The following is a 12,701-nucleotide window of genomic DNA, read 5'->3' on the forward strand; positions in this document are numbered from 1 at the left end:
TATTTTCAAGCATGCGCGGAGTTTAATTACGCCGCGCTTGTCCTATGCCTGCTTACCTTTGGTTGCACGAGATTTAGTCGCGCCACCATTCTTTGAATAACTGCGCTTTTTACGTTTAAACGCAGGACGTTCCACCTTGGGTAGATGACGTAATGAATCAGGGATAGGGCCTGCTTTTACTTGTGCCATCAAGCTATCAATGCGTTGTTCCAGTGCTTGCATGAACGGCTGATATGCTTGATTTCTCTCTGCCATACCTTGTAACTGGTGCTCCCAATGAGCCGTCATATCAGGGTATGTTGAATCTTCTGGCAAGGCATGAATGAGACCTCTTCCCGCAGGAGAACTGAGAATTGACTTACCTTGACGCGTAAGCAGTTGGCGTTTGAACAGCGTGTCCAAAATACCAGCGCGAGTCGCTTCCGTGCCTAGCCCATCAGTGTCACGAAGGATTTTTTTCAGTTCTTTATCCGCAACATAACGGGCGATCCCGGTCATCGCTTGCAACAGCGATGCCTCGGTAAAATGCTTTGGTGGCTCGGTTTTTCGGTCTTTTATTTCCCCTTCACGACAAGTTAACACGGTGCCTTCGGGTAGCGGTGGCACGGCATCAATACCTTCATCTTCCTTGTCAGTTTTGCCCATTAGCGCTTTCCAACCCGGCGAAACTAACTGACGACCTTTCGCGACAAACGTACCACCAGCGATATCGAAAACCAATTTCGCTTCTGCGTAAACCGCCGCCGGATAGAACTGCATGAGGTACTGGCGCGCAATCAACTGATACACTTTCATCTCATTGCCGGAAAGCGCATTCACATTAGCTTGCTTCGGTGTAGGGATAATCGCATGGTGCGCATCCACTTTTTTATCGTTCCAGGCTTTGGACTTTAATGTTAAGTCTGCTCCCTGAACGGCAACTTGCAACTCTTTTGCGTTATTCGCAATAGCAGTTGTCACCGTCCCTGCTTGTGAGTAGTGTTCCATCGGCAAATAGCGACAATCTGAACGCGGGTAAGTGATCAGCTTGTGCTTTTCATACAATGCCTGACAAGTATCTAGTACTTGTTGCGCACTCATACCATAGCGCTTCGCGGCATCGATCTGTAAAGCAGATAACGAATAAGGTAATGGTGCTGATTGCTTGGTTTGCTTTTGTTCCGACTCTGTCACTTTTGCGGGTTGATTTGCAATACGGTTTGCAACATTTTCTACCAACTTACGGTTTAATACTCGACCTTCTTCGTCCTGCCAAGGCTTGCATGCCTCACTTGGCTTCCAACGAGCACGAATATCAAAAGTACCATTGGGATCTTGATATGGGATCAGAGCATGTAGGGTAAAATAGTCCTTCGGGACAAAGTTTTCGATTTCTTCATCACGACGCACCACTAAGCCAAGAACTGGCGTTTGCACTCGCCCTACCGAGAGAACACCTTGATACCCTGCTTTTTGACCAAGCAAGGTATAAGCACGAGACATGTTCATACCATACAGCCAATCAGCCCGAGAGCGGGCCAATGCTGAAACTGAAAGTGGGATAAACTCGCGATTACTGCGCATAGAACTGAGTGCGCGTTTAACCGCAGGTAAGTTCAAGTCGGAAATCAACAAACGCTGTGTAGATTCCTTCTTGGTTTTAGATAACTTGCAATAGTCGAGAACTTCATCAACTAACAGCTGACCCTCTCGATCTGGGTCTCCTGCATGAATGACTTCGTTAGCTTCTTTGAGCAATTTACGAATCACTGTTAATTGCTTACTTGCACTTTTCCTCGGTCTGAGCTGCCATTGCTGCGGAACAATTGGTAAATCTGCCATATTCCACTTTTTGTAACGCTCATCGTAAGCGTCGGGTTCGACTTGTTCGAGCAAGTGGCCGATACACCAAGTAACGATATCCCCGTTCCCACAGCGGATGAATCCTTGATCTTTCTTTTGAGGGTTTGGCAGTGCAGCGGCAATCGCACGGCCTAAACTTGGTTTTTCAGCAATAAACAGACGAGACATAACGTTTGGGAAATAAATATAATTAGGGCCACATTATCGAATGTAGCCCTAATAAATCAAGAAAAACTGTATAAATAAACAGTCAGTTTATTTAAGTTTTCAGTTATAGAAATTCAACAAACTGAGAAAGGTCACGCTCAGGAACTTTCATCGGTGTACAACCAGGCGTGCCTAAGTACAAGAAACCAACAATCTCATCGTCACCTTCTAAACCAAATGCTTGATGAACTTCTGGATGGAACATCCACTTACCTGAGCGCCAAAATCCTTGAAAGCCTTGTGCTACGGCTGCCATTTGCATCGCTTGTACAGCGCATCCCGCAGATAAGTGTTGCTCTAGTGCTGGTACTTTCTCATGTTCTGTTACTTTAGCAATAACAGTGATCACCATTGGTGCGCGAAATGGGGCATTCTTTACCTTTTCGACCACCGCTTCATCACTATTTTCAGCTTCTGCCGCTTTTACCAAGATATCTGACAGTTTTTTCAAACCATCGCCCTGTGCGATAACGAAACGCCAAGGGGTTAATCCCGCATGGTCAGGCGCACGAAGGCCAGCACGAATGATGTTCTCAAGAGCTTTACCTTCTGGTGCAGGCGCGGATAACTTCGCGATAGATCGGCGATTGAGCAAAAGATCGAGAGCGTCCATGAAAGAATCCTTATTGAATATCGTTGTTATTTTGTTTACGCCACTTTAGCACAATCTGCTCCTGCGAATAACAACCGGTTTTCTGCGGGCTTGATAACGTGCTTCACTTAACATCAATCTGGGTTTAATGTTAATTTATTCGCGAAATGAATAAGTTGAACATAGGCAGGTTGATGAACAAGGACAAACAAAACAGCATTTACGAAAAGATCGTTAATGACGAAGATGCCCGTGCCTGTAAGGCGATTCCTGAATCAGCTTGTCATCAAGTTCCCGGCAACTTTCTTAAAATCATTCTCGCTCAGTTTTTAACGAAAGTCGGCGATGCGTTAATCAATCCTAAAGTCACGTTGCCGTGGATACTACAAAGTCTCGGGGCTCCGGTTTACTTAATTGGTTGGCTGGTTCCTATTCGTGAGTCAGGATCCCTTATCCCACAACTTAGCATCGCGCACTACATCCGACGCATTCCAGTAAGAAAATGGGTCTGGGTAATTGGCAGTATCTTGCAGGCTCTTTCCATATTTGCAATCGGATTGGTCGCATTAACTCTAACAGGAGCAGCTGCGGGTTATGGTGTGATTGCATGCCTTGTGATCTTCAGCCTCTCACGCGGTTTAAATTCCGTCGCATCAAAAGATGTATTGGGCAAAACCATCCCTAAAAACCAACGAGGTCAAGTCAACGGCTGGTCTTCAAGCGCTGCTGGCCTGGTTACGCTGCTTTTCGCGAGCCTTCTGGCACTAGCCTGGTTATGGGACGTAGAGCCGACAGAGCGCTTTTACGGTCTGAGTTTAGGCTTAGCGGGCGTCATATGGCTCATCGCGGCATTCGTCTATGCGCGAATTAATGAGTATGCCGGTGAGGTAGACGGTGGTCGAAATGGCGTCCTCGAAGCATTTAAACAACTCGCGTTACTTAAGACAGACGTGACCTTTCGTCGATTCGTTATCACGCGGACACTATTTTTATGTTCTGCGCTGAGTGCACCGTACTACGTTGTGCTGGCACAGCAATCTCTGGATGGACAGCTCTGGGTGCTAGCTCTCTTTATGTTTGCGAGTGGCTTAGCCTCCTTTGTGTCAGGTCCTTTCTGGGGAAGAATGTCCGATCGCTCTAGCCGCAGTGTGATGGTCATCGGCGCAATGATGAGCGCGCTACTTGGTGTTGTGTTATTTGTTTACGATACATGGGTCACCGCTAGCCAAAGCTTCCTATTCGTGATTCCTCTGCTTTACTTTTGTGTTTGTATTGCCCACGACGGAATACGAGTCGGACGAAAAACCTATTTAGTTGATATCGCAGAAGGTGACAAACGAACGAGCTATGTAGCCGTGAGTAACACAGTGGTTGGGATAATGCTGCTTCTAATGAGCTCTCTTGGTGTTATGTCGAACTTCTTGAGCCTTTCAGCTGTGGTGTTAGTGTTCTCTTTGATTACTTTTTCTGGCGTGGTAATGGCCAAACAACTGCCAGATATCAGTGACTAGTTCTATACAAAAAAGCTGCGCTCAAAGCGCAGCTTTTATGGTAAACACACATTAAAAGGCTAGAGTTTTACCGCCAATTTAACACCTTGACGAATCGCACGCACAGCATCAAGTTCACCCGCATGGTCAGCTCCGCCAATGATATGAATCTTATCTCCAAGTTCAGACCATTTATCTTCAAACGGACGTACAGACTCTTGCCCAGCACAAATGATAACTTTGTCTGCATTAAGTACCTGCGCGCTTCCGTCTACATGAATGTGCAAACCTTGATCATCAATTTTATCGTAAGACACACCACCGACTAAATGTACGCCCCGTTTTTCAAGGGTACGTTTATGGATCCAACCTGTCGTTTTACCCGGACCTTTACCTACACGACCTTTACGACGCTGAAGTACCCAGACTTCTTTATCGCTAACCGCATCAGGGTAAGGGTATAAACCACCCGGCTGAGACATCTCCTTGTCGATTCCCCATTCATGCAACCAGTCATCCAACGTTTGTCCAACTGGCTCTGTGAGCATGGTCGCGACATCTACGCCAATGCCACCAGCACCAACGATAGCCACTTTCTCACCGACTGGCGTTTTGTCTCGAATGAGAGTTTGATAGTCGACGACTTTCTCTGGGTTATCAATTCCATCAATATTGACTTTACGTGGCTCAACACCCGATGCCATCACTATCTCATCGTATTCTGTGAGTAAGTCATAGTTCGCTTCCGTCGATAAGTGCAGATTCACGCCTGTTTCATCAATACGGTTAGCGAAATATCGTATCGTCTCTCGAAACTCTTCCTTACCAGGGATCTGCATCGCAAGACGGAACTGACCACCGATGCGGTCGTTCTTTTCGAACAGATCAACCTTATGGCCACGTTCAGCCAGTGTGGTCGCACAAGCCAAGCCCGCAGGTCCAGCACCAACAACTGCAATGTTTTTCTTTTTAAAGGCTGGTTCAACAACAATTTCGGTTTCATAGCACGCTAGAGGGTTCACTAAGCAACTGGCGCGCTTACCTTTAAACACGTTATCTAGACACGCCTGATTACAACCAATACACGTATTAATAAACTGCGCTTTTTCCTGTTCGGCTTTAGCAACAAAGTAAGGATCGGCCAAGAATGGGCGCGCCATCGAAACCATGTCGGCATGACCTGAAGATAAAATACGTTCTGCTTCATCTGGCGTATTTATACGGTTGCAAGTGATAATAGGAACCGAAACGTGAGGTTTAACTTTTTCCGTAACCCATGTAAACGCACCGCGTGGTACTTGAGTCGCAATGGTCGGAATTCGAGCCTCATGCCAACCGATACCCGTATTAATAATCGTGACGCCAGCCTCTTCAAGTGCTTTCGCCAATTCGATAACGTCTTCAAAAGTGCTGCCCTGCTCGACAAGATCCAGCATAGAAAGACGGAAGATGATGATGAACTTGTCACCTACCGCCTTGCGTACCGCTTTAACAATTTCTAGCGGAAAACGCATACGTTTTTTATAGCTGCCACCCCATTCGTCGTAACGCATATTAGTACGTTTACATAAGAATTGGTTTATCAAGTAACCTTCCGAGCCCATTAACTCGACGCCATCATAACCAGCAAGCTGTGCTAACTCCGCACTATTAGCAAACGCGTCGATGGTTTTCTTTATCTGGCGGTCGCTCATTTCACTCGGAGCAAACTTTGCAATTGGCGCTTTAATGCCAGATGCACTTTGCGAGAATGGATGCATTGCATAACGCCCAGCATGGAGAATTTGCAACGCAATTTTACCACCGTGCTTGTGCACCGCTTCTGTCACAACTTTATGGGCTTTAGCATGTTTTGGCTTGCTGAATTCAGCACTCAACGGGTGTAAACGACCGCGTAAGTTAGGAGAAAAACCTCCGGTTACAATCAGTCCGACACCGCCTTTCGTGCGTTCTTCATAAAAAGCAGCGAGCTTGTGTAATCCTTCTTTGTGCTCTTCTAAGCCCGTGTGCATTGATCCCATCAGAACTCGGTTTCGTAATTGTGTGAAACCGAGGTCCAGTGGCTTTAATAGGTTTGGGTACATGGCAGACATCACTTAACATCCATTGTTATTATCATGGTCTGACCAGATTAAGCCTGCTCAACCAAAAAATCAAACAAGCGTTTACATTTTTGTAACACTGATCAATCTCGTGTGAAAATATGCCAATTGTTGAGTGGTCGTGATAAGCTAAAAAAATGTTATCTTTTGAGATCTTAGAGATAAGAACCCATACTTTGTTAGACTCGGCGTAACTATCTCGTTATGGAGACAAGATGAAAAAACTCTTCAAATTTATTGGTTTGATATTTAAAGGGATATGGAAAAGTATCACTTTCATCAGACTCGCACTGGCAAACCTAATTTTCTTGCTGATGATTGCCGTTTTCTACTTTGCCTTTACTTATACCGGAGACGGTCAACCTGTCGTCGAAAAAGAATCGGCATTGGTGATGAACCTTTCAGGCCCAATTGTCGAACAAAGACGTTATGTAAACCCAATGGACTCTTTTGCTGGTTCCCTTTTGGGTAATGAGCTACCGAAAGAAAACGTCCTTTTCGATATCGTTGATACTATTCGCTACGCGAAAGACGATCCTAAAGTGTCTGGATTAGTGCTAGCACTGCGAGACATGCCAGAAACAAATCTCACGAAACTACGTTACATCGCGAAAGCGTTGAACGAATTTAAAGCGTCAGGCAAACCCGTTTACGCCGTAGGTGATTTCTACAACCAAAGCCAATATTACTTGGCAAGTTACGCCGATAAAGTTTATCTGGCACCTGATGGTGGTGTATTGATTAAAGGTTACAGCGCTTACTCAATGTACTACAAAACGTTACTTGAAAAGCTTGACGTTTCTACTCATGTTTTTCGCGTAGGTACTTATAAATCCGCTATCGAACCGTTTATTCGTGATGACATGTCCGATGCGGCGAAAGAGTCAGCAACACGTTGGGTTACTCAATTATGGAGTGCTTTTGTTGATGACGTAACAACAAACCGAAACATTGATGCGAAAGTGCTTAATCCAACCATGGATGAGCTGATTAACGAGATGAAGTCTGTAAATGGAGATATTGCTCAGCTCGCAGTCAAACTGGGGCTAGTGGATGAACTTGCGACACGCCAAGACATTCGCACTCTATTTGCAAAACAGTTTGGTAGTGACGGCAAAGACAGCTACAACGCGATTGGTTACTACGACTACCTTGCAACGATTCGTCCCGATTACACACTACCTCAGCACGACATCGCCGTTGTTCTAGCAAGTGGCGCGATTATGGACGGTCAACAACCTCGCGGAACTGTTGGTGGTGACACGGTCGCAAGCTTGCTGCGTCAAGCACGCAATGATGAAAAAGTGAAAGCGGTCGTGTTACGAGTAGATAGTCCAGGAGGCAGTGCCTTTGCTTCTGAAGTGATTCGTAACGAAGTAGATGCTCTGAAGCAAGCAGGTAAGCCGGTTGTTGTATCCATGTCGAGTTTGGCCGCTTCTGGTGGTTATTGGATTTCAATGAGCGCAGACAAAATCGTTGCTCAGCCAACAACCCTGACGGGCTCCATTGGTATATTTAGTGTCATCACCACGTTTGAAAAAGGCTTTAGCAAGTTAGGTATTAACACTGATGGCGTTGGCACATCGCCGTTCTCAGGTGACGGTATTACCACTGGCCTTTCTGAGGGCGCGTCTCAAGTGTTCCAATTAGGTATCGAGCACGGTTACAAGCGCTTTATTTCTCTAGTTGGCGAGAATCGCGATATGTCTCTAGAGGAAGTTGACAAAGTTGCTCAAGGTCGAGTTTGGACTGGCCAAGATGCACTATCCTTTGGTCTTGTCGATCAAATGGGTGACTTTGATGATGCTGTAGAGCTAGCGGCGAAACTAGCGAACGTAACCGATTACGGCATTTACTGGGTAGAAGAGCCTCTTTCACCTACTGAACTATTTCTACAAGAGTTTATGAAACAGGTGAAAGTCTCTCTAGGTATTGATGCAACAAGCTTGCTACCAAAAAGTCTTCAACCCGTAGCTCAACAATTCGAACAAGACGCAAGCTTGCTCCAAAGCTTCAACGATCCTAAAGGTCAATACGCATTTTGTTTGAACTGCCAAGTGCAGTAGTTTTTCCATCAATATTACAAAGGGCACTTCTACTTGAAGTGCCCTTTTTATTAGGCTTTGCATCTCCTCAGATGACTTTCTGATGCTGTGCGTATAGCCTCGCATCTCAAGGTTATTTAGGTATATAATCCCCGCCTCTGTTCCCCTACACGAAAGAAAAAACGATGACTAGAAAACACATCTACATCGCTTACACCGGTGGTACCATCGGAATGCAAAAATCCGACCACGGCTATGTGCCTGTTGCTGGCTTTATGGAAAAGCAATTAGCAAGCATGCCCGAATTCCATCGTCCTGAAATGCCGGATTACACCATCCACGAATACGACCCTCTGATTGACTCATCAGATATGACACCTGCTGACTGGCAGCAGATTGCGAATGATATTCGTGACAACTATGACAAATACGATGGTTTCGTTATCCTACATGGTACTGACACCATGGCGTACACAGCGTCCGCATTGTCTTTCATGCTTGAAAACCTTGGTAAGCCAGTGATTGTAACGGGTTCACAAATCCCTCTCGCAGAGCTGCGTTCTGACGGCCAAGCAAACCTATTAAACGCGCTACATATTGCGGCAAACTACCCGATCAACGAAGTAACTTTGTTCTTCAATAATCAATTGATGCGTGGTAACCGCAGTACAAAATCTCATGCAGACGGTTTTAATGCCTTTACTTCACCAAACCTTCCTCCACTATTGGAAGCTGGGATCAATATTCAAGTTAGCAACAGCGTAACCGTTGGTGCACAACCAGAAGGTGAGTTTAAGGTTCACAACATCACGCCACAACCAATCGGTGTGATCACCATGTACCCTGGTATTTCACACGAAGTTATCCGCAACACGCTTCGTCAGCCCGTGAATGCGATGATTCTTCTGACTTTTGGTGTCGGTAATGCTCCTCAGAACCCTGAGCTGCTTGGTCACCTGAAAGAAGCCTCTGAGCGCGGCGTTATTGTCGTAAACCTAACTCAGTGTTTGGCAGGTAAAGTGAATATGGGCGGATATGCCACAGGTTGTGCGCTCGCAGACTCTGGTGTTATCAGTGGCTTTGACATGACGCCCGAAGCGGCGCTGGCAAAACTACACTACCTTCTAAGCCAAAACCTTTCTTACGAAGAAGTAAAAGAGAGAATGCAACAAGTACTGCGTGGTGAAATGAGCCTGTAAGTTCAAGCTTTCTGCGATCTAAAAAGCCCAATACAATTTGGGCTTTTTTCTTTCAAAATCAAAATAATAAAATTTTGAGAAATAAGGCGTAAGGATTAATCAATGTTCGGATTCACACGAACAATATCGCTCTCTTCTCCGCTGAATTGTTTTTTAAGCTCTTGTTTTGATTTAAAACTGATTTCACCACCGGCTGCAACCGTCATATGCTGCGCATCAGTATTATGTTTTGATTGATACAACATCACAGCTTGCATACACGAATCTCGCTGCTCTTTAGAAAGTGTTGTACCCTCAGGCCATCTTCCCGTTTCTACTGCATAGACTAAGCGATCATAAACTTCTGGAGTCATCGCTTGTAATAGTTGTTCTGCGTCCATAGTGTACCTTCTTATTACATTCTATTTACAGAACATAACGGGTTAAGAAACTGAGTCAAGAATACGAAAATGAATTGGTGTAACGGATCACAAGCAAAGCCATGAAAAGAACAAACTGGTTACTTCTCAGCCTCGCATGTTTTGTGCTATCGGGCTGTTTTGAAGGTAACGTGACAACCGAAGAGTTGTGCCAAAAAACACCAGAACTGCGTTGCGAGCAGCTCAATATGGATGACGGCCAATGTCGAATTCCAAGAACAAATTTGGTTTGGCATCGGTTTGAGCAATTGAAAAACCCATCGGAAGCAAACCAAATCATCAAATACGGTCTGGTCGCTGAATATAGGAAATGCTTAGAACTCGCCTCCCAGATCACCCCTATTGATCAAAGTGCTCTCAAAAGACAACGCTTTAATGCATTGGTACACAGTATTGATGAGCTAGAGCGCATTGTAAACGAGTTAAAAGGTTCAGAAGACCCGGCTACTTTGTATTTCTTATGGTCTCAAACGGGAGATACTCAAGCTCGGCGCACATTTTTACAAATGGAAGGGTCTCCCCAATTAAATAATGCTGAGATGCAATATGCATTAGCCACTTTTTATACCAACCGAGATACCAAGAAAACCCTGGAGCTTCTTAATAACGCGTTGTCTTTATCTGATGAAGACAACATCAATCCGGTCATTCTCAAGTCAATGGCAAGTATTCATCAAGGGCTTGGAGACAAAGAGCAAGCGTATCTATGGGCAATGGTCGCGAAGAGATTCGACGTACCGCTTGCTGATGAAAAGCAGCTCCAACGTATGTTCAATTTCAGTCATCCAGAGCGATATAAGCAGTTGGATGAATTAGCCGAATCGGTGGCGAAAGCCATAGAGAAAGGTATCTATTCCCCAACAATGATACCCAGTGAGATATAAACGAAAAACTCCCGCAATGAGCGGGAGTTTTTATTTAAGTCGAGCGACACTCAGATCACTGTTGAGCTTGAATCATCCTGAAAGGATAAAACAATCTCGAGCACAATTTTGTCGTTATTATTCTGATTTGTTGAAAATTAACGACACAGAATTAACACAAAAACGCTCTCCTGTGGTCTGTGGGCCATCTTCAAAAACGTGCCCTAGATGGCTATCACACGTTGCACAACGAATCTCTGTACGTACCATTCCGTGACTTAGATCTTCTAAATAGCGCACCGCTTGATCGTTGATAGGCGCATCAAAACTTGGCCATCCGCAGCCAGAGTCATACTTGTTATCAGAGACAAAGAGAGGGGCATTACAACAAGTACAAGCATAAACACCAGTTTCCTTATTATGCAGTAGCTTACCGCTGAAAGGAGGCTCTGTACCTTGCTCTCGGCAAATACGGAACTCTTCATCAGACAGTTGCTCACGCCACTGTTCATCTGACTTCGTCACTTTTTTCCCGCTTTGTTCCACGACTTTCGGCTCCTTATTTACTGTTCTTGGTATTGACTTTTTTAGCAAAAAACTTGCTTCTCTTAACACTTGTAGCACATACTTTCTCACCAGGACACCATGAGTAATTAATTTGATAAGAGCACTTATCTCACCAGTTATATTACGCCAACTGGGCTACAGAAGAATCAGTTAAAAGTTTAAAAAACGTACATTTGCAAAGAATTGTTAAAAAAAGCGTCGCTTTTTTTTGACTTTAAACAAGTTAAGTCCGATTATCACTTGCAGATGTTTACTGGATTCTGTAATTTTACTACCAGTTATCTTTAATCAGAAATTAAGTTGTGGAGCAACTATAATGACTATCAAAGTAGGTATTAACGGTTTTGGCCGTATCGGTCGTTTCGTATTCCGTGCAGCGCAAGAGCGCAACGACATCGAAGTAGTAGGTATTAACGACCTTATCGATGTAGATTACATGGCATACATGCTTAAGTATGACTCAACTCACGGCCGTTTCAACGGTACTGTTGAAGTTGAAGGCGGTAACCTAATCGTTAACGGTAAAACTGTACGTGTTACTGCAGAGCGCAACCCTGAAGACCTAAAATGGGACGAAATCGGTGTTGACGTTGTAGCTGAAGCAACTGGTCTTTTCCTAACTGACGAGACTGCACGTAAGCACATCACTGCTGGCGCGAAAAAAGTTGTACTAACTGGTCCTTCTAAAGACGCTACTCCAATGTTCGTTAACGGCGTAAACTTCGACACTTACGCTGGTCAAGACATCGTTTCTAACGCTTCTTGTACTACTAACTGTCTAGCGCCTATCGCTAAAGTTCTTAACGACAAGTTCGGTATCGAATCTGGTCTTATGACTACAGTTCACGCAACTACAGCAACTCAAAAAACTGTAGATGGTCCTTCTGCTAAAGACTGGCGCGGTGGTCGTGGTGCTTCTCAAAACATCATCCCATCTTCAACTGGTGCTGCTAAAGCTGTAGGCGTTGTACTTCCAGAAGTAAACGGCAAACTAACTGGTATGGCTTTCCGCGTACCAACTGCTAACGTTTCTGTAGTTGACCTAACTGTTAACCTAGTTAACGGTGCTTCTTACGAAGACATCTGTAAAGCGATGAAAGAAGCTTCTGAAGGCGAACTAAAAGGCGTTCTAGGCTACACTGAAGATGCAGTTGTATCTCAAGACTTCATCGGCGAAGTTTGCACTTCAGTATTCGATGCTAAAGCTGGTATCGCGCTAACTGACAAATTCGTTAAGGTTGTATCTTGGTACGACAACGAAATCGGTTACTCAAACAAAGTTCTAGACCTAATCGCTCACATCTCTAAGTAATTAGAAAGTTAGCAATTAGCGAATAACTTCGTTAAAGAAAAGGCGGCTCTAGAGTCGCCTTTT

10 protein-coding genes are annotated in these 12,701 nt (G+C 44.8%); 5 read left to right on the forward strand and 5 right to left on the reverse strand.

Features of this window, described 5'->3' with window-relative positions:
• Positions 1-42: 42 nt before the first annotated feature.
• Entirely contained in the window at positions 43-2,010 is a 1,968-nt protein-coding gene (locus tag R7E42_RS14080; RefSeq protein ID WP_054575560.1) for a DNA topoisomerase III, read from the reverse strand.
• Positions 2,011-2,113: 103 nt separating this feature from the next.
• A complete protein-coding gene (locus R7E42_RS14085) occupies positions 2,114-2,662 on the reverse strand; it encodes an NAD(P)H nitroreductase (RefSeq protein WP_005380711.1) in 549 nt (182 codons plus the stop codon).
• Positions 2,663-2,835: 173 nt separating this feature from the next.
• On the opposite strand from R7E42_RS14085, the gene R7E42_RS14090 reads away from it, so the two are divergent.
• Positions 2,836-4,152, forward strand: coding sequence for an MFS transporter (locus R7E42_RS14090; protein ID WP_318072771.1), 1,317 nt, complete (start codon positions 2,836-2,838; stop codon positions 4,150-4,152).
• Between the two features lie 59 nt (positions 4,153-4,211).
• Here the strand turns inward: R7E42_RS14090 and R7E42_RS14095 are convergent, their stop codons facing one another.
• A complete protein-coding gene (locus R7E42_RS14095; protein WP_213876325.1) occupies positions 4,212-6,224 on the reverse strand; it encodes an NADPH-dependent 2,4-dienoyl-CoA reductase in 2,013 nt (670 codons plus the stop codon).
• A 224-nt stretch (positions 6,225-6,448) separates the two neighbouring features.
• Between R7E42_RS14095 and sppA the strand changes: the two genes are divergently transcribed.
• Entirely contained in the window at positions 6,449-8,299 is a 1,851-nt protein-coding gene (sppA, locus tag R7E42_RS14100; protein WP_238970015.1) for a signal peptide peptidase SppA, read from the forward strand.
• 164 nt (positions 8,300-8,463) lie between these two features.
• Entirely contained in the window at positions 8,464-9,477 is a 1,014-nt protein-coding gene (gene ansA, locus R7E42_RS14105) for an asparaginase (protein WP_017635822.1), read from the forward strand.
• Positions 9,478-9,572: 95 nt separating this feature from the next.
• On the opposite strand, the gene R7E42_RS14110 is transcribed toward ansA, so the two are convergent.
• Positions 9,573-9,857, reverse strand: a complete 285-nt coding sequence (locus R7E42_RS14110; RefSeq protein ID WP_005380700.1) for a YeaC family protein — start codon at positions 9,855-9,857, stop codon at positions 9,573-9,575.
• A 101-nt stretch (positions 9,858-9,958) separates the two neighbouring features.
• On the opposite strand from R7E42_RS14110, the gene R7E42_RS14115 reads away from it, so the two are divergent.
• Positions 9,959-10,780 carry a DUF2989 domain-containing protein gene (locus R7E42_RS14115; protein ID WP_274342311.1) on the forward strand — a complete coding sequence of 274 codons (822 nt, stop codon included), beginning with the start codon at positions 9,959-9,961 and terminating at the stop codon, positions 10,778-10,780.
• Between the two features lie 117 nt (positions 10,781-10,897).
• Here R7E42_RS14115 and msrB read toward each other — a convergent pair whose 3' ends face one another.
• Positions 10,898-11,305 carry a peptide-methionine (R)-S-oxide reductase MsrB gene (msrB, locus tag R7E42_RS14120; protein ID WP_042522504.1) on the reverse strand — a complete coding sequence of 136 codons (408 nt, stop codon included), beginning with the start codon at positions 11,303-11,305 and terminating at the stop codon, positions 10,898-10,900.
• Between the two features lie 337 nt (positions 11,306-11,642).
• On the opposite strand from msrB, the gene gap reads away from it, so the two are divergent.
• Positions 11,643-12,638, forward strand: coding sequence for a type I glyceraldehyde-3-phosphate dehydrogenase (gap, locus tag R7E42_RS14125; RefSeq protein WP_005380697.1), 996 nt, complete (start codon positions 11,643-11,645; stop codon positions 12,636-12,638).
• Positions 12,639-12,701 lie beyond the last annotated feature (63 nt).

Origin of the sequence: Vibrio sp. Vb1337 (genome assembly GCF_033338715.1) — a bacterium.
Taxonomy (GTDB): domain Bacteria; phylum Pseudomonadota; class Gammaproteobacteria; order Enterobacterales; family Vibrionaceae; genus Vibrio; species Vibrio alginolyticus.